The following is a 17,950-nucleotide window of genomic DNA, read 5'->3' as shown; positions in this document are numbered from 1 at the left end:
GACGACACAAAAACAAAAGCCACATGGGGATGAAACACGGCCCGATGTGGCTTGCGCTCAAGGCATATACATGCCCCGGCATGTTTAAGGTGTATACACTTGCACTATCTCTATGCGGGGGTGTTTGCCAGCGTCATCCAAGTCAATATGGCCACGGTTTTCCACATCCATAAAGTCAAATGCCGGTAAATCCGCGTCTACCACATCACCGGAAACCACCGCATTCGGGTCTTGTTTCAGTGACACAAAATCAAAGGCGTTGCGATCCACTCCCTGCGAGGGGGCGGTATGTTGCATGGCGGTAAAAATGGTTTCAATGCGTCCGGGATGCTGTTTGTCCCAGCTTTTCAGCATCTGCTTGATTTCAGCGCGTTTAAGGTTTTCCTGTGAGCCGCAAAGATTGCAGGGAATAATCGGGAAATTTTTCAGCTGGGCATATTCGGCAATGTCTTTTTCGCGGCTATAGGCGAGGGGACGAATAACCACATTGGCACCATCATCCGAACGCAATTTGGGTGGCATGGCCTTCATTTTGCCGCCATAAAACATGTTCAGGAACAAGGTTTCGATAATGTCATCCCGGTGATGGCCCAAGGCAATTTTGGTGGCGCCAATTCTATGGGCAAAACCGTACAGGGTGCCACGGCGCAGGCGGGAGCATAAGGCGCAGGTGGTTTTCCCTTCCGGGATTTTGTCCTTCACGATGGAGTAGGTGTCTTTTTCCAGAATGTGGTAGGGGATCCCTAAGGTTTCCAGATAAGCCGGCAGTGTTTCTTGTGGAAATCCGGGTTGTTTCTGATCCAGGTTCACCGCCACAATGTCAAAATGCACGGGGGCGCGTTGCTGCAAGTTCAGCAGGATATCCAGCATGGCATAGCTGTCTTTGCCACCGGAAAGGCAACACATGATCCTGTCACCTTGCTCAATCATGTTGTAATCGGCAATGGCGCTGCCCATTTCCCGGCGCAGGCGTTTTTGTAATTTGTTAAGACGAGTTATCTGCTTTTTATTGAGTTCAGCTGTTTCAGCCATAAAAAACGCGTCCTGTCATTATTCAAGTCAGGGCGCGTATTATTCCAGCTAATGTTTATAGCGTAAAGTGCTAATCTTCCAGCGGAGATTTATAGCCGTCAGGTTTGATGGCCAGCAAATCACTGTTGATGGAATCAATCACATGTTCTGCGGTATTACCGATTAATGCGGCAGAAAAACCGGTGCGGCCAACGGTGCCGAGCACTACCAGTTTGGCATTGATTTGTTCGGCAATTTCAGGGATCACATCTTCAGGCAACCCTTCTTTGACATAACAGTTCTTGCAGTCAATACCATAATTGTTGGCCAAATAGTTAACCCGCTGCTCATGCTGCATGCGAATGGTTTCATTGTAGGTATGGGCATCAAAATCAGGCAGCTCAATGGCCAGGTTAACCGGTGTGCCTGGGTAGCCGTTCACCAGATGCACTTCGGCATTAAAGGTGGCAGCCAAGGCTTTGGCATGCTGAATAATCTTGCCGTTCAAGGCTACATGATCTTCATCGTCGGATGCCACATTCACGGCGCACAGGATTTTGCCGTCCTGAGGCCAGGCATTTTCTTTCACCAGCAACACCGGCAAGGGAGCCTTGCGCAGCAAGTGCCAGTCGGTGGGGGTGAAAATCACGGCTTTCAGTTTGTCGTGTTCATGAGTGCTTTTCACCATCAGATCAAACTTGCCGTCAATGGCAAATTTGATAATGCTTTCAAACGGGCGGTTGTGCCATACCACTTCATACGCCACATCTGTGCCTTGCTCCTGATAAGGCTTTATCATGTCTGCCAGCCAGGCTTTACGCTGGTTGATAACCCCGGTACGCATGGCTTCACGCTCCTGATTGGAGAGGATGGAAGTCATTTCGTAAGACAGATCAAAAATGGATAAGAACGCGGTCACTGATGCGTTATTGCGACTTGCTAACTCAGCTGCTCTGGCCAGAGCAGGTTGTACATCAGAGGTAGGATCAACAACAACTAATAGCTTTTTATAGTCCATAACGGTGTATTTCCTTTTTTCAGATGCGGTAACTATATCATGTGCGATCATTGGCAATTTTGCGTGCTGGAGATCAAATAAATGATATTGGATGTGGGGTTACCGCGATACGCCACCCAAAGCATAGAGGGCATCGCTGTCAATGATGGTGATGTACTTGCCATTGACTTCAATCAGGCCGGATTTCTGGAAGCGGCCCAGCAGGCGACTGATGGTTTCGACGGTGAGTCCCAGGTAGTTGCCGATATCCCCCCGGGTCATGCTCAGACGGAATTCCCGGGGCGAAAACCCGCGGTTACCGTAACGAACGGCCAGATTGCCGATAAATGCAGCCAGCCGTTCCTCGGCATTTTTTTTGCTGAGCAACAGGATCATGCTCTGATCCGTCATGATCTCATTGCTCATCATGCGCATGATCTGTTGGCGCAATTTGGGCATGGAACCTGACAGCTCATCCAGCGTATTAAAGGGGATTTCACATACCATGGAGGTTTCCAGCGCCTGGGCAAAGCTCTGGTGCTGTTGTGAATGAATACCATCGAATCCTATAACGTCACCTGCCAGATGGAAGCCGGTGATTTGTTCATCACCCTGTTCAGTGATGGTGTAACTTTTGATAGTTCCGGAACGGATGGCATACAGAGATTTTAAGGTATCTCCGGATTTAAATAGTTGCTCGCCTTTCTGAATGGGCTTTTTACGCTCGATAATGTTATCGAGCTGGTCCAATTCATTGTTGTTAAGCGTAAATGGAATACACAGCGTACCCATACTGCAGTCATGACAATGAATTGCACAGCCTCCAGTTGCAGGACGGCGGAGTTTATTATTATCAATAGCCATAGTCGTTCTCATGTGAAACTGCCTTAGCCATGTTAACCAAAATCCTCCGGTACTGCCAGTCGGGTAATAAAATCCTTTATGAAAATACGAACACGATGGCGGCGGCACACGCAAACTGATGCATAGTTAGCCAAGAGCGGCTAATTGCCTGTGTCAGGAGGAATTTCCTCTTGGATTTTTTATCAGGGCGGTGGCGTTGTCAGGGCGTTTTTTGGCCGTCAGGCGCGGTTATGGAAAACAGCCCCTGATGCACATGACTTAAATGCACTTGGCGGGTTTCGGCAAACCGGCAATTTTGGTGGCCTGCTTGGCCGGCCCCACCGGAAACAGGGTATACAGATATTTGGAGTTGCCTTTCTCCGGCCCCAGTTTTTGCCCTATGGCTTTTACCAGGACCCGAATCGCCGGGCTGGTTTTATATTCCAGATAGAAATCCCTTACAAAATGGATGACTTCCCAATGGGCCTCTGTCAGCGTGATCTCTTCTGTTGCAGCAATGATGGGCGCCAGTGCCGGTTCCCAATCATTGATGTTGGTCAAATAGCCCTGGGGGTCTGTGGCAATCTGTTTGCCGTTAAATTCAATCATATTTACCATGAAATTACTTTGCTGTGAGTGAAGGTCAAGGCAACAAATGCTGCATAGTCAATGGTTTGATAAGTGTCCAACAAGGAGGATAATCCGCGGGCAACCACATCTTGCTGCATGACGCACACATGATGCCCTTGCAGTTTTTCTCGCCATTGAGGCAACAGCAAGGCGTTGATGGCGTTGCCTGCCAGCAGCAATGTGTCTGCTTTATGGCTAAAGCGGATGGCACAGGCCAGGGCATTGCTGTCGCTGGGGGAGGTGGTGATGTGATGTAAAATGCTCAAAATACCAGTACCTCATCCACCTGTTCCAGCAGCTGTCTAATTTGGGCGTCATCAACAACGTTTGCGGGGTAGATCAGCGGCATGTTGTGTAATTGAAAATCATCCATGGCGGATTGGCTCACGGATACCGACGCCACATCGTAAAGATCCAGCGCCTTAAACGTGGCGACATAGTCTTTACAACCAATGAGTTCCGGTTGTTGGCCTTGCAGTAACTGCAGTACCCCTTCATCAATGAAAACAAGGTGTATCTGTTGCTCATAGGTGGCCCCCATCAGCGCCAAGTCCAGCGCTTCACGTCCGTCGGCGCTGCCATGAGGGGCTTGCTTGAATATAATGGCGATGGATTTCATCAGAAACGTACCACGCGTTCGGCACCTTCCATGCCGGTAATGAGTTCCCCCAATCCACCCATGGTAAAACCTTCGGCCAGATTAGCGGCAGATTTGGCATTTTCCTGTGCATCTGCTGATGACATCACGCCCCTGCGCCAGGCGGCGGAAACACAGTTAACCAAAGGAATTTGATACTGGGATGCAAGTTGCTGCCATGCATGGGACAGATTGCACTCATCAGATGCGGGATGCACCAAGGCATTGGACTGGGTCACGCCGTCACCGTAAAAAAACACGCAATGCACCTGCTGGCCTGCGCTAAGTGCCGCTTTTGTATATTGCAGGGCATGCCAGCCGCTGGCTGGCCCGTATACTTGCCCTGTCACCAGAATGATTAATTTGCTCATAACGAAAAAATGGCCCTGATAAACAGGGCCATTCTACCGAAATTTCTAGCGGTTGGCGCGCATTAATCGTCGCTGCCAATGCCCATCAGGTGCAACAGGCTGATGAAAAGGTTCAAAAAGTCCAGATACAAGGAAATAGTGGCACGAATGTAATTGGTTTCGCCGCCATTGACGATACGGCTGGTATCAAACAGGATGAACCCTGTCATCAACAATGCCACACCGGCATTCAGCGCCATAAATACCACGCCATTACCCAGAAAGATGTTCACCACGCCGGCAACAAGCACTACCAGCAAGCCGGCAAACAGGAAACCACGCATAAAAGAAAAATCCTTTTTGGTGGTCAGCGCATATGCCGACAAGGCTGCAAAAATCACCGCGGTTAACCCCAGCGCCTGCATGATCAGCATCGGGCCGTTAGCCATGCCGGCATAGTGGTTCAGGATATAGCCCAAAGACGCGCCTTCCATACCGGTAAAGGCAAATACCCACAGCAATCCGGCGGCGGAGTCGGCTTTACGCAGGGTGACAAACAGCAAAACCAAACCTCCGATGGATAACCCGAGGGACATCAGCGGCGTGATTTGCAGTGCCATGGCAATGCCAGCACACACGGCGGAAAACGCCAGCGTCATGGCCAGCAGCATATAGGTATTGCGCAGCATCTTGTTGACAACAAGACTGGATGCGCGGTTGGAATAAAGAATTTCCTGATTCATTTACATCTCCAAATTCTGAATAGTGTCAAGAGGTTGTATCTGCCTTTAGGGACAACAAACGACCGCCAGACATACAAGCTGCAGTGATCTTATCACATACTTTTATGAAGCGATGCTGAATATTAGTTAATCCATTGATGACGAAGTTGCGCTTCATCACCTAAATAGGCCAGCAGCCATTGCAATGCCGGTGATTGTCGCCGGGTATTCCACAGCAAGGCACAGTTGTTGTCGGGCAGTGGTTGGCTGACCGTTTTTTCACACAGGCTTTTGGAGGCAATGAATCCCTGCACCAGATGCCTGGGTACCCAGCCAACTCCAAGGCCTGCATGCAGCAGATTGAAGGCCTGGATCCAGTCCGGCACCTGAATTCTGCGTTGCAAGGGCAGGGCGGTAAAATTGTGTCCCACCTGTTGCCAGCTGGTGTCGCTCAAGGTAACGGCCGGGTATTGAATCAAGGTGGCGGGTGTCAGCGGCTCGTGATGGCCCGCCAACGGGTGACGGGGCGACATGACCAGACACCACTGCATTTTTCCCATATGCCGCGCGGCAAACGGCCCACCCACCGGCAACGAGGCACTGGCACCCAGCGCCACATCACAGCGACCACTGCTGAGGGACTCCCACACGCCGTTAAAATTCTCTTTACGGATCACCAGTTCCGTATCTGAAAACTGCTGATAAAAATCGCGAATAAGGTAAGCAAGGCGATCGGCGCGCACAATGCTGTCTAGCGCCAGAGACAGCTTGGGTTGCCAGCCTTGGGCCACATTCACCGTGCTTTGTTTCAGTTCCGCCATGGCATTGAGTAATAGCCGGGCTTCCTTGACAAAATGTTGCCCTGCCGGGGTGAGAGACACGCTACGGTGATGGCGTTCAAACAGCACGACATTGATTTCATCTTCAATTTGTTTGACAGCATAACTCACGGCGGAGGGCACCTTGTTCAGGTGGTTTGCCGCCGCGGTGAAACTGCCTAATTGCGCTACCAGATTGATCAGTTCCAGCGATGGTTCCGAGAGCATGTTTAGACCTTTCCTTTGCGTCTGTTTGATAGCTGTTTAAGGTAAATTATTCTGACAAAGGGGTACAGCTTTATGATGTTATTTCCCGCAGTATTTATGGGGTTCGGGCAGTTTGCACAGCGATTAATCAAACAGGCCATAAATGACAGAAAAGCTATTTACATGGTTCCGGGTTAACGCTAATATGCCTGCCATTCCGGAGGGGTGGCAGAGTGGTTGAATGCACCGGTCTTGAAAACCGGCATGGGTTTATAGCCCATCCAGGGTTCAAATCCCTGCTCCTCCGCCATATTTAGAAACGGGGCTCAGTAATTTACTGAGCCCCGTTTTGCTTTTTGGAAATACGTGGGGGAGTTTTACCCCCAGCTATGTTCATCGTTCATCTATCTCCTCACCAAATCCTTTAGGTGCATCATCAGCTAATCGACGTGAAGCATTCTGCATCTACTTCTTCCTATAGCGTACTGGACAATTCTTCAGGCATTACCAGTTTCGACATGGTTGCATGGGAATCGATCAAATCATCTGCCACTTTTGAACTATATTGATATGGGAGACTAAGTCCATTCGTGTCATTTTTTTCTCATTTTTCATATTGAGGAAAAATGTTCAATCTACCGCTATAACTATAACTGTATGGATTGAGCTCGTCCTATCAAAATGTTGTCCGTCATTTTTTAGCGAATCTTTTTAAAGTTTTGAGAATAATGAATTTTATTCAGCTATTTGACCGTGTTTTTTATTTTTATCTTTGAGCCTAAATTTAATTTGGTATGGTTTATGTCCCATATAGCAACAATCCTAGAGCGTTGGTTACTTGAAGACAACATGTCTATCATTGCATTATTCCTTGGAATTATCTTGCTTTCGTATGTATTGGAAGATTTGGCAATTGTGGTTGCTGCCACATTATCGGTGAAACAATCAATCCCTACTTTAGTTGCACTATTGGCGATTTTCATTGGCATCGCGACAGGAGACATCGGACTTTATTTAATAGGTAAAGTGGCTAAAAAGGTACGATTTCTTCGATATCCATTATTTCGTTATTTACGAGCAAGACGAATACAACGGAAACTACACCAGAAAGCATTTATAAGCTTGTTTATTATACGTTTTATTCCAGGGTTGCGACTCGTTGGTTTTACATTGAGTGGTTTTTTGGATGTGCCCAAATTTAAGTTTTTTGTTGCTGTGTTGGCTGCTACGGCGCTATGGACTACACTGGTCTTTGGCTCCTTAATCCTGCTTGGAAATACTCAATGGTTTCAGAACTATCATGGTTGGCTACTTATTCCATTAGGTCTATGTTTAATGTTATTACTCAACAGGTTTATCACTCAAATTTTTCTAAGAGAGAAGTATGATCCCAGACGTTAATGTTGCAATGATCCCTTTGGGAAAAGTGAATGCGGGAATGCCCATTCTCCATGAACCTAAAAGAGTGATTTCCCCTTTTGAATTCTGGCCTACTTGGTTTTTTTATACGCCTGTGGTATTGCAAAGCATAGCGCTGAGTGCCTTTTATCGGGATTGGGCATTACCATTGATTACGAATCCGGCCATCAAGTTAAGCGGAATGGTGGGAGAGTCAAAAAACGATATCTTCACCATCGTTGGGAAACGAATCCAAGAATGTATTCTCCCTTTTGTTACGGTGAGAAAGGTTCAATGTGATAGTGGTGATCTATTAAGCAATGTCAAAAAACAACTTGTCACATCAGGACTGTGCTATCCATTAGTTGCTAAACCTGATTTAGGATGTCGTGGCGCTGGCGTAAAATTGATTAATTCAGATGAACAATTAAAAAATTATATTGAAATATTTCCGGTTTCAGGGCGTTTCTTGCTTCAAAAAAAGTCAGTATATAATGCGGAAGCAGGTATTTTTTATATCAGGCAGCCAGATGAGCCTCATGGTAAAATTTTCTCAATCACCTTAAAGTATTCTCCGGTGGTCATTGGTGATGGCCGCTCTACTGTTAAAGAGTTGATTGAAAAAAGTCCTAGAGCCAATAAGCTAAAACATCTTTACTTGCCTCGTCATAGTAATTGTTTAGATTATGTTGTACCAGACAAGCACGAGTTTCAATTGGCATTCGCAGGTAGTCACTCCCGTGGTGCAATTTTTAGGAATGGAAACCAATTTGTTACGCAAGCACTAGAGAAAAAATTAGATAAAATTTTAGAAGATTTTGAAGGTTTCAACTATGGTCGTATTGATATCAAATTTCAGGATATTCAAACATTAATGAAAGGTGAGTTTTTCAATATATTGGAAATCAACGGTGCCAGTAGTGAGGCAGGCCATATTTGGGATAGCGATACGTCTATACGCGATATTTTTAAAACATTACTAAAACAATATCGCATTCTTTACCAGATTGGTGCTAAACAAAAAAAGCAAGGTCATAAAACACCTACTTTTGGTGCATTGTTGCAAGCCTGGCGAGAAGAAAAACGTTTAGTAAAATTTTATCCCATGACGGACTAAATCAATTTGTTTAGGGACATAAATGATGAAAGATATGACGGCAGGTTTATTCATAAGTACTCATGCACCACTTTCAGAAACTATTGTGGGATGCATTGAAGTGCTGAATCAGGGATATGAATTTTTAAAAATACTAAGCCAAGATGATTATGTACTGATTGCCCAGCCTCATGTGGATAGCTCTATCGGTGAGCATTTTCGTCATTGGCTTGATTTATTCTACGCTATCAAGCACGACCCGCTGAAAATCGATTATAACGTTCGTCGTCGTGGGCATGCTGTAGAGCGCAGTTTAGAACTTGCCAAGCAAGAAATTAGGGAACTGGTTGAATGGTTATTTGATTTACCTTCAAACGAACTAAACCAAACCGTGAGTGTTGAAACGGAAGTGATGTTATCACAAACGCATGTCACCGAAGTAACTTCCACACTTAGTCGAGAGCTCACCTTTGCCGCTTTGCATGCCACTCATCATTTTGCGATGGCCAAGGTGGTTGCATCTTTGCGTGGTGTGGATGCATGTCGTGACTTCGGGGTCGCGCCAACAACAGTGACCTATCAAAGGGCTCAATAAGCGTGTGCATATTATCTTGGACTTGTGGTGGAACATAGCAACGTTATTTAACAAGGAGTTCATCAATGAAACGGTTAATTATACTGCTGATCATGTTATTCGGTTTTTCTTCTGTTGCTGCTGCAAATGAAATTTATACTGGCATTTTTAGTAATAAAGCAGTTAGTGGCTATGATACGGTATCATATTTTACCAAGGGAAAAGCTGTGAAGGGAAACAATAAATGGCATGTTAAGTACAAAGGGGCAGATTGGTATTTTTCTTCAGAAGAAAACTTGAATAAATTCAAATCTGCACCTGATGCCTTCGCTCCCCAATATGGTGGCCATTGTGCATGGGCCATTTCAGCTAAAAATGATCTTGTATCAGGAGACCCAAAGCAGTGGGCTATTGTTGATGGTAAGCTTTATCTCAACTATGACGCAGAGATAAAAGCCAAGTGGGATCAAGATAGGGAAAGGCATATTTTAACAGCAGACAAAAATTGGATGACACTCATTCAACAGCAATAAGGAGCTACGCCATGAAATTTACACCACTAAAACATATTCCATCGGCATTTATTGCATTTGTTTTTATTCAATCACTTTTTTTCAAGTTTTCTGGCTCTTATGAAACAGAATATATTTTTAGCACTCTGGGTACATGGTCAGGCTTGGAGTGGTTTAGTACCTATGGCAGCTATTTAATTGGACTGGCAGAATTGACCGCTTCCATTTTACTTTTTTCCCGTCTACACGGGCTTGGTGCTGTATTGAGTGTGGGTATTATGACTGGCGCGATTACCTTTCATTTATTTACCCCTCTAGGGATTCTAATGCCTGAGTTCAACATGGCTGGTGAAGTGATTGGTAATGATGGTGGCTTGCTTTTTGGCATGGCATGTATTGTTTGGAGCTGTGGTCTATTTCTGTCCATTCGTGATATTAGAACGCCAGGAACATTCACCAATAACCTGTTAACAAAAAGAGCTTGATATATGGTTGAAAGTCCTTTTCGATTACCACGTAAAACGCCATTTGGTATTGGTGAATCTATTCTAGAGTGGGGCACGGGGCTCGCTACGTTAGACTCGCTCTATAAACAAGCTGTCTTGTCTAACGATTGTTTTAAGTTTATAGATGAAGCGCTAGCTCTGCTAGGGACCCAGTACAGGATTGCTCATGGCAACCTCAATAATATTCCAAGTCAGGGTTCGGTTCTGATTGTGGCCAATCACCCATTTGGAGGTATAGAAGGAATTATTCTGGCTGCTTTGGTGTCGAGAGTACGCAAAGATGTAAAAGTACTTGCAAATGAATTACTAAAACGCATCACTGAACTGGATGAATTATTCATTGGTGTTAATGTGTTTGGTGGTGAAAAAGCCAGTACAACCAATCGATGTGCTATCAAAGAGGCCAATCTTCATTTAAAGGAAGGGGGTATTCTGATTATATTCCCTGCTGGTGAGGTATCTTCATGGCAGGCTCGTGAGAAAAAAGTTACAGATAAAACCTGGAGTAAATCGGTAGCCAAATTTGTTCAAAATGCTAATGCGACCACTGTACCGGTATTTATTAACGGTATGAATAGTAAATTGTTCTATCAGGTAGGGCGTATTCATCCATTGTTTAGAACAGCCTTGCTGGGCCGGGAGTTGCTTAATAAGTCTGGTGAGACTATTTCGGTCTCAATAGGTCAACCCATTCCTTACAGTGAAATCAAAGATTTTGATAATGAGGAGGATATTACCCAATATTTTCGCTTAAACACGTATTTGATGGGCAGTATGAGTGACGGGCAATGCCTAACGCCACACAGTGAGAATGCCAAGTCCATTATCGCGCCGTTACCTGTGGCGATATTGGAGCGCGAGCTTGCAACGCTGGGCTCTTACAAACTGTTCGCCCAAGGCGACTTTGAGGTTTATTGCGTCCCGACACCCGAAATGCCAAGAATGATGCAAGAGATTGGTCGTGTGCGGGAAGAGAGTTTCAGAGACGTTGGTGAAGGAAGTGGGAATTGTTGTGATATTGACCAGTTCGATCCTTATTATTATCAACTATTTGTATGGAATAAAGCCAACCGTGATTTAGTGGGTGCCTATCGTTTGGGATTGACGGATGAGTTGCTGGCAAGAGGTGGAATTAATGCACTTTACTCAAGAGGCCTATTTCAATACGACAACGCTTTTCTTGAAAGCTTGGGCCACTCGATTGAATTGGGGCGCTCAGTAGTGGCAAAACAGTACCAGCGTAATATGCACTCATTGCTGCTATTGTGGAAAGGAATTGCAGGTTTTGTACAGCGCAATCCCCAATATACCCATCTTTTTGGCCCTGTAAGTATCAGTAATGATTACAGCCCGGTTGCAAGACAATTGATTGCTTCAGTGATGTCCGTGCATTATTACGACGATGAAAAGGCGAAACTGGTGGCACCGACAACCCCGTTAGAAAAAAGTGGTCGAGAATTCTGGCAGCCAGATATGTTGAGTTCGTTATCCCGTTTACCATTGTTGTCGAAGGTGCTTGGCCGTCTAGAGCGGGGGATGGGCTTACCTGTGCTGTTAAAGCATTATTTGGCAATGAATGGCAAACTTGTTTGCTTCAACATCGATCCAGCATTTAATTTTGCGTTGGATGGCTTAATCGTGGTTGACCTGACCACTGTCCCCGTTCGAACTTTAGGGAAATACATGGGTAAAGCGCAAGCGCAAACTTACCTGGATCTTCATTCATAACACGCCCACTAGAAACGTTCACGACGTACTACAACAGAAGACAGCCATAAAAAATGCACCTGCTTAAGATAGGCAGGTGCATGTATGGACGTTTTACGTTATTGGCGGATTTCAGGCCGCCTGTTCACTTTTGTCATCAGTATTGATGGTTTGAGCGACGAGTTCCTGTGGTGCAAAATCATCTACATTGATGGATTTGAGACGCCCTTGCTCGGCTTTTTCCAGTAAGGCCACTTCATCATCAGACAATACGCCAAGGGCTTTGCCTTCTGCGGCCAGTTTATCCAGATACATGAAGGGGAAGCGCTTGCCAGCGGCTTTGCATACTTTATCGTAAAGGGGTTCGGCACTGATGATGTCGCGTAAGGTTTGCTCCTGAATGCCGACAGGGTTGTTTACACTGGCGCGCAGGAACTGGCCTTTGCCCAAACGTTCACGGCTGGCACAAGGGGTTTGCAGTATTCGCGCAATTTTGTGATCCAGTTTGTCGCTGGGGCGTTTCAGTGGTCTGCCAAAGGGGAACAGAATAACCCGCAATACGCCGCCCAGCCCTGCGGGAAAGTTGTCCAGCAGTTCATCCAGCGAGCTTTGCAGTTTGTATAACGCATCTTCCACAGCCCATTGCACCAGGGGCAAATCTTCGGTCAAGCGTCCGTCATCCTGATAGCGTTTCAGTGTGGCGGATGCCAGGTACAACTGGCTCAGCATATCCCCCAAGCGGGCAGAAATGCGCTCTTTGCGTTTTAAGCCTCCCCCAAGGGTTGCCATGGCCAAGTCTGACAATAATGCCAGGTTGGCGCTGAAGCGGTTCATTTGCTGGTAGTAACGCTTGGTACTGTCGCCATAAGGTGCATTGGAAAAACGGCTGCTGGTTAAGCCCAGCCACAGGCTGCGTACGAAGTTGCTCAAGCTAAAGCCGATGTGCCCGAACAGTGCCGCATCAAACTGGCGCAATCCACGGTGATGGTTTTCATCAAAAGCGGCTTCCATTTCAGCCAGAATATACGGATGGCAGCGAATGGCGCCTTGCCCGTAGATGATCATGGAGCGGGTAAGGATGTTGGCGCCTTCCACGGTGATGGCAATGGGGGCAGCTTGATAGGCCCGCCCAAGATAGTTGTTGGGCCCAAGGCAAATGCCCTTGCCGCCATGAATGTCCATGCTGTCTATCAGGCATTTTTGCATGCGATCGGTCAGATGATATTTCACGATGGCGGAGATCACCGACGGTTTTTCGCCCAAATCAATCCCGGTGGTGGTCAATGCGGTGACGGCATCCATCAGGTAGGCGTTACCGCCAATGCGGGCCATGGGTTCTTCAATGCCTTCCAGTTTGCCGATGGGCAACTTGAATTGCCGCCGAATGCGGGCGTAGGCACCAGTGGCCATTGCCAGGGTTTTAACCCCGCCGGCAGAGTTGGAGGGCAGGGTGATGCCGCGCCCCACTGACAGGCATTCCACCAGCATGCGCCAGCCTTGTCCTGCCATGTCTGGGCCGCCAATGATGAAGCTTAACGGTACAAAGACATCTTTGCCGCGGGTTGGACCATTTTGGAACATGCAGTTTAACGGGAAATGGCGCCGTCCGGTTTCCACACCGGGCACGTCGGTGGGGATCAGTGCACAGGTGATGCCGATCTCTTCTTGTTCACCCAGTAAATGCTCAGGATCCCGCAGTTTAAACGCCAGTCCCAATACTGTCGCCACCGGTGCCAGGGTGATGTAGCGCTTGTTCCAGGTGAGTTTCATCCCCAGTACGGTTTCCCCTTCCCAGTGGCCTTTACAGACAATCCCGTAATCGGGAATGGATCCAGCATCCGAGCCGGCTTCCGGGCTGGTCAAGGCAAAACAGGGGATCTCTTCACCACAGGCCAGCCGTGGCAGATAGTAATCTTGTTGCTCTTCGGTACCGTAATGCTGCAGCAATTCGCCGGGGCCAAGAGAGTTGGGCACGCCAACGGTGGACGCCAGTTCACTGCTTATTCCCGCCAGTTTTTGCAATACCCGGGATTGGGCATACGCCGAAAACTCCATGCCACCAAATTTCTTTTTGATGATCATGGCAAAAAAGCCTTTGTCTTTTAGGTAGTTCCAGATTTCAGGCGGCAAATCGGCCCGTTCATGGGAGATTTGATGCTGGTTCACCATGGCGCAGACTTCTTCAACCGGCCCATCCAGAAATGCCTGTTCTTCGGCACTCAGACGCGCTTTGGGGTAATTGTGCAGTTTGTGCCAGTTGGGACTGCCGGCAAACAAATCGGCTTCCCACCAGGTGGTGCCGGCTTCAATGGCATCTTTTTCGGTACTGGACATCTCCGGCATGATGCCCCGGTACAGTTTCAACAACGGCCGGGTGATGAAGTTTTGCCGAAAGGGCGTCATGTTAAGTGGCAGTGCGATAATGAAAAACACGACCCAAGCCCATACCCCTACCACCCCAATCAGATTACCAATGATGAGTGTGGCGGCGGTAACCAGTGTGGCAGTCACCAACGAAACCCTTAGGTAGGCGGCTGCCCCCAAAATCAACAATAATGCGATGATCCAAAATAGGGTAGTCACTGTGATTCTCCTTTTTATCGAATCTTGAGGGGGGGTTCGGTCAATGAGCCGATCCATGTCACAGAATCATGACGTGGTCAGACCTGTGTTGCATTAAAAGTAAACGGGTTCGTGATCGAACTCAAGCATTTTTCAAACAATTGTTTGAATATTTTCTGCCTGCGCCATTTCACACGCTGCCAACAGACAGATACAATGCAAAAAAGTAAGTGACAAACGAGCATGCTATGTGCGAATTGCTGGCAATGAGTGCCAATGTACCCACGGATATTGTCTTCAGTTTTACCGGGTTAGCCGAGCGGGGCGGTGTTACCGGCCCCCATGTGGATGGTTGGGGCATCACCTTTTATGAAGGGAAAGGTAACCGTACATTCAAGGATGCGGCCCCCAGTTGCAGCTCACAGGTGGCGCGGCTGATCAAATCCTATCCCATCAAGAGTGAAGTGGTGATAAGCCATATCCGTCAGGCAAACCGGGGGGCCGTGCGGTTGGAAAACACCCATCCCTTTACCCGGGAATTATGGGGGCGTTACTGGAGTTATGCCCATAACGGGCAGCTGAGCAACTATCAACAGCCGTTACACACCAAGCGCTATCAACGCGTGGGTGAAACCGACAGCGAGCAGGCTTTTTGCTGGTTGCTGGAATCCCTGGTCAATAAATTTGGGGAGCAGGCACCAAAGGACATGATCCCCGTGTTTGAACATATTGCGCTGCTAGCAGCCAAAATCCGTCGCTTGGGGGTATTTAACATGATCCTCAGTGACGGCCGTTACCTGATGAATTTTTGCAGCAACAACCTGTGCTACATCACCCGTAGGGCACCGTTTGGAACGGCGCAGCTGATTGATACGGATGTGGTGATTGATTTTCATCAGGAAACCACTCCCGATGATGTGGTAACCATAGTGGCCACCCGGCCGCTCACGGGCAATGAACACTGGCAAGTATTGCAGCCGGGGGAGTGGAAATTATTCCGTCTGGGCGAGTTGCTTTGCGGGGGCATCACTGCTGAAGCGGGCCTGGCGCAAAACTAGCTCCATGGTGCTGCCTTTCTCTTTGTGAATGAAACGCACCGGCAGATAACCAAGTTCCGGTGCCATCCACACCTCGGTGTGGCGCTTGGTGCTTTCACGGGCCACTTCCAGCCGCACTGCCTGATAAGTGCCCGCCGGAACGGTAACGGTGTCGGTACCCAGATTGCGGAAACGGTAATCGTCTATCTCATTATCCTTGACCATCTTGTAATGGTACTCCTGCTTGCCGCGCAGTAAATCAAGCCTGAATTGCAGCTGCACCATCATGGTGTCGTAGAGGGCATCATCATAATCCAGCTTGGTTTTTTCACCTTTATACACGCTGAACACCTTGCCTTGATCCCGGGCAAAGGCAATTTGCTCATTGAAATCCTTGCCAGTGCCGGTGCGCTCGTGAATAAACCGCAACGGTTGCAACTGTCCGTCCACGTCGGTAAACACACTGGTGATTTTGCGTTTGTCAGAGAGCATGAGCAGGCTTAAATCACTGTCCATGTCATAGCGGTAAGTGTGATCTTTTGGTGTTTCCAGCGTAAAGCGCGCCTCGCCAAGGCTGAAGCTGCCATATTTCACCTGATATTCCACCACCTGGGGGGTTAACGGGTTGGGAGCGGCCTGTAGGGCCAACGGCAATAAACAAAGCAGGGGCAGTAAAAAGTGGTGTTTCAAAGCATCTCTCCTTGCGCAATCCCGCTAAAACGGTAGCGACAATACTAACGTGGCCAGATCAGGATGCCACTGACATTCAGACAAGGCTATTCGCCCTTGGTTCACCGTAATGCCTTCGTTGCGAAGGCGTGAGCACTGCTCACGAAATGCCGCAGAATGGGGAGGAAAGGCAATTTTCCCTTGGGCATTAATCACCCGGTGCCAGGGCAATTGCAGGGATTGCGGGGCTTGTTTCAATGCCGTGGAGACATAACGGGCGTATCGGGGCAAGCCCGCATAGTCAGCTATCTGGCCGTAACTGCAAACTTTTCCGTGGGGGATCAGTGCCACCACTTGCCATATCCGCATTTTGGGAGACAACGGCGGTGATCCGGTTGTATCTGGCATGGACTGTTTATCCGTTGTGATTTTAACGGATTGTAGAAAAATCAGTGGGATTACAAAAGCCTTTTATGCTTGTCCATCACGGCGGATGGCGGCGATCAGCGGGGAATAACGCTGAGGTAAATGCACAGGAAATGGCACACGGCGCCACCCAGCACAAAAAGGTGCCAAATGGCATGGTTGAACGGAATGGCCTTAATGGCGTAAAAAGGCACCCCTAGGCTGTAACTCAAACCGCCGGCCACCAGCAACCAAAAGCCGCTGTCAGACATCTGGGTGATAAGTTGCGGCAAAATGGCCACGCATAACCAGCCCATCAACAGGTATAACGTCAGGCTCAACGCCTTGAAGCGGTGCACGAAGAAGCTTTTGAACAGCACCCCGCCTGCTGCCAGAGACCAGATGGCGATTAACACCCATTGGGTACCGGTCCCCTGCATGGAAATCAGCATCATGGGGGTGTAAGTTCCGGCAATCAACAGGTAAATGGCGCAGTGATCCAGCACTTTCAAACGATGCTTCCAATGGGCGGCACTAATGCTGTGATACAGGGTGGAGCAGAGAAACAGCAGAATGAAGCTCGCGCCATAAACAATTACGCCTGTTAACTGAATATCAGAAAGCGTATGCCAGCCTTTGCTTAACATCATTGCCAGTGCAATAACGCCAAGGACAATCCCAAGCCCATGGCTGATGCTGTTGGCCAGCTCTTCATTATGGGAGTATCCGCTATCTATATGGGGTTTGGCAGTTTTTAAAAGCATAATCAATAATGACGACCGATTGACCGGAAGCTGAAAACCGAGTGTATCAACAGCAACTTAGAATTGCCATAAATAAGTGTACACATGTTAGCTTAAAATTTTCTGCCAATATGTGTGGTTGAGCCCCTTGGTAAAACGGATAGCCGGGGATGTGGCGGGTTTTTTACTGTACATTTCCGCTCTGTCAGTACCATAATCACAGGGTGCTTACCCTTTAATGACAGGCGGAAACATTATGACCATATCCAGCGCACTTTCGCTCGCTACCCAAGGGTTATATGCGGCCCAAACCGGTCTGACTCAGGCCACCGTTGATGTGGCACAGTCAACATTGCCCGTTGCCAACACCCCAAAGGAGGGTTCCGCTTCAGAAGCCATGGTGGATGTTATGGCCGCCGGGCAGCAGGGTGAAGCGGCGGCCAAGGTGGTGCAGCAAACTTTTGAGACGCTCGGCAGCATTATTGACATCGAGGTATAGCAGGCGGGCAGGTGGATGCCTTATCGT

21 protein-coding genes and 1 tRNA gene are annotated in these 17,950 nt (G+C 47.9%); 9 read left to right on the top strand and 13 right to left on the bottom strand.

Features of this window, described 5'->3' with window-relative positions:
- Window positions 1-84: 84 nt before the first annotated feature.
- The 9 genes from ttcA to punR all read right to left on the bottom strand — a co-directional run bounded on the left by ttcA (window position 85) and on the right by punR (window position 6,236).
- A complete protein-coding gene (gene ttcA / locus ACIDEJ_RS12160) occupies window positions 85-1,032 on the bottom strand; it encodes a tRNA 2-thiocytidine(32) synthetase TtcA (protein ID WP_411988337.1) in 948 nt (315 codons plus the stop codon).
- A 70-nt stretch (window positions 1,033-1,102) separates the two neighbouring features.
- A complete protein-coding gene (gene uspE / locus ACIDEJ_RS12155) occupies window positions 1,103-2,029 on the bottom strand; it encodes a universal stress protein UspE (protein WP_411988336.1) in 927 nt (308 codons plus the stop codon).
- Between the two features lie 99 nt (window positions 2,030-2,128).
- Window positions 2,129-2,872, bottom strand: a complete 744-nt coding sequence (gene etrA / locus ACIDEJ_RS12150; RefSeq protein WP_411988335.1) for an electron transport transcriptional regulator EtrA — start codon at window positions 2,870-2,872, stop codon at window positions 2,129-2,131.
- Window positions 2,873-3,130: 258 nt separating this feature from the next.
- On the bottom strand, window positions 3,131-3,469 hold the full coding sequence (locus ACIDEJ_RS12145) for a TusE/DsrC/DsvC family sulfur relay protein (protein WP_411988334.1): 339 nt from the start codon (window positions 3,467-3,469) through the stop codon (window positions 3,131-3,133).
- Complete coding sequence (gene tusB, locus ACIDEJ_RS12140; RefSeq protein WP_411988333.1) at window positions 3,463-3,747, bottom strand: sulfurtransferase complex subunit TusB; 285 nt, start codon at window positions 3,745-3,747, stop codon at window positions 3,463-3,465. Before tusB ends, ACIDEJ_RS12145 begins: the two co-directional genes overlap by 7 nt.
- Complete coding sequence (gene tusC, locus ACIDEJ_RS12135) at window positions 3,744-4,100, bottom strand: sulfurtransferase complex subunit TusC (protein WP_411988332.1); 357 nt, start codon at window positions 4,098-4,100, stop codon at window positions 3,744-3,746. Before tusC ends, tusB begins: the two co-directional genes overlap by 4 nt.
- Window positions 4,100-4,489 carry a sulfurtransferase complex subunit TusD gene (gene tusD / locus ACIDEJ_RS12130; protein ID WP_411988331.1) on the bottom strand — a complete coding sequence of 130 codons (390 nt, stop codon included), beginning with the start codon at window positions 4,487-4,489 and terminating at the stop codon, window positions 4,100-4,102. Before tusD ends, tusC begins: the two co-directional genes overlap by 1 nt.
- A 62-nt stretch (window positions 4,490-4,551) precedes the next feature.
- Window positions 4,552-5,211 carry a Bax inhibitor-1/YccA family protein gene (locus ACIDEJ_RS12125; protein WP_411988330.1) on the bottom strand — a complete coding sequence of 220 codons (660 nt, stop codon included), beginning with the start codon at window positions 5,209-5,211 and terminating at the stop codon, window positions 4,552-4,554.
- A 122-nt stretch (window positions 5,212-5,333) separates the two neighbouring features.
- Complete coding sequence (gene punR, locus ACIDEJ_RS12120) at window positions 5,334-6,236, bottom strand: DNA-binding transcriptional activator PunR (RefSeq protein ID WP_411988329.1); 903 nt, start codon at window positions 6,234-6,236, stop codon at window positions 5,334-5,336.
- A 198-nt stretch (window positions 6,237-6,434) separates the two neighbouring features.
- Here punR and ACIDEJ_RS12115 point away from each other — a divergent pair.
- From ACIDEJ_RS12115 to ACIDEJ_RS12085, 7 genes are all read left to right on the top strand, one after another.
- Window positions 6,435-6,525: transfer RNA gene (locus ACIDEJ_RS12115), tRNA-Ser, on the top strand.
- Window positions 6,526-7,064: 539 nt separating this feature from the next.
- On the top strand, window positions 7,065-7,616 hold the full coding sequence (locus tag ACIDEJ_RS12110) for a DedA family protein (RefSeq protein ID WP_411988328.1): 552 nt from the start codon (window positions 7,065-7,067) through the stop codon (window positions 7,614-7,616).
- Entirely contained in the window at window positions 7,600-8,730 is a 1,131-nt protein-coding gene (locus tag ACIDEJ_RS12105; protein ID WP_411988327.1) for a D-alanine--D-alanine ligase, read from the top strand. The genes ACIDEJ_RS12110 and ACIDEJ_RS12105 overlap by 17 nt, the downstream gene beginning before the upstream one ends.
- Before the next feature lie 22 nt (window positions 8,731-8,752).
- Window positions 8,753-9,304: a hypothetical protein gene (locus ACIDEJ_RS12100; protein WP_411988326.1), complete on the top strand. Its 552-nt coding sequence runs from the start codon at window positions 8,753-8,755 to the stop codon at window positions 9,302-9,304.
- 65 nt (window positions 9,305-9,369) lie between these two features.
- The gene (locus ACIDEJ_RS12095) at window positions 9,370-9,816 is read left to right on the top strand and encodes a YHS domain-containing (seleno)protein (RefSeq protein WP_411988325.1); all 447 of its coding nucleotides are present in this window, start codon (window positions 9,370-9,372) and stop codon (window positions 9,814-9,816) included.
- An 11-nt stretch (window positions 9,817-9,827) separates the two neighbouring features.
- Entirely contained in the window at window positions 9,828-10,280 is a 453-nt protein-coding gene (locus tag ACIDEJ_RS12090; RefSeq protein WP_411988324.1) for a hypothetical protein, read from the top strand.
- Window positions 10,281-10,283: 3 nt separating this feature from the next.
- Window positions 10,284-12,029, top strand: coding sequence for a lysophospholipid acyltransferase family protein (locus tag ACIDEJ_RS12085; protein WP_411988323.1), 1,746 nt, complete (start codon window positions 10,284-10,286; stop codon window positions 12,027-12,029).
- A 111-nt stretch (window positions 12,030-12,140) separates the two neighbouring features.
- On the opposite strand, the gene fadE is transcribed toward ACIDEJ_RS12085, so the two are convergent.
- Window positions 12,141-14,591, bottom strand: a complete 2,451-nt coding sequence (fadE, locus tag ACIDEJ_RS12080) for an acyl-CoA dehydrogenase FadE (protein WP_411988322.1) — start codon at window positions 14,589-14,591, stop codon at window positions 12,141-12,143.
- A gap of 227 nt (window positions 14,592-14,818) precedes the next feature.
- Here fadE and ACIDEJ_RS12075 point away from each other — a divergent pair, with 227 nt between their 5' ends.
- Window positions 14,819-15,628, top strand: a complete 810-nt coding sequence (locus ACIDEJ_RS12075) for a class II glutamine amidotransferase (RefSeq protein WP_411988321.1) — start codon at window positions 14,819-14,821, stop codon at window positions 15,626-15,628.
- On the opposite strand, the gene ACIDEJ_RS12070 is transcribed toward ACIDEJ_RS12075, so the two are convergent.
- From ACIDEJ_RS12070 to trhA, 3 genes are all read right to left on the bottom strand, one after another.
- Window positions 15,563-16,297 carry a DUF3108 domain-containing protein gene (locus ACIDEJ_RS12070; protein ID WP_411988320.1) on the bottom strand — a complete coding sequence of 245 codons (735 nt, stop codon included), beginning with the start codon at window positions 16,295-16,297 and terminating at the stop codon, window positions 15,563-15,565. The two genes, ACIDEJ_RS12075 and ACIDEJ_RS12070, sit on opposite strands and share 66 nt — an antisense overlap.
- A 24-nt stretch (window positions 16,298-16,321) precedes the next feature.
- Window positions 16,322-16,684, bottom strand: a complete 363-nt coding sequence (locus ACIDEJ_RS12065) for an MGMT family protein (protein ID WP_411988319.1) — start codon at window positions 16,682-16,684, stop codon at window positions 16,322-16,324.
- Between the two features lie 95 nt (window positions 16,685-16,779).
- On the bottom strand, window positions 16,780-17,445 hold the full coding sequence (gene trhA / locus ACIDEJ_RS12060) for a PAQR family membrane homeostasis protein TrhA (RefSeq protein WP_411988318.1): 666 nt from the start codon (window positions 17,443-17,445) through the stop codon (window positions 16,780-16,782).
- Between the two features lie 235 nt (window positions 17,446-17,680).
- Here trhA and ACIDEJ_RS12055 point away from each other — a divergent pair, with 235 nt between their 5' ends.
- Window positions 17,681-17,923, top strand: coding sequence for a chemotaxis protein (locus ACIDEJ_RS12055; protein ID WP_411988317.1), 243 nt, complete (start codon window positions 17,681-17,683; stop codon window positions 17,921-17,923).
- Window positions 17,924-17,950: the final 27 nt, after the last annotated feature.

It is taken from the genome of Shewanella mytili (assembly GCF_046765975.1).
GTDB lineage: Bacteria > Pseudomonadota > Gammaproteobacteria > Enterobacterales > Shewanellaceae > Shewanella > Shewanella mytili.
The sequence above is the reverse complement of the archived record's forward strand: the minus strand, read 5'-3'. Positions and strand labels throughout refer to the sequence as shown.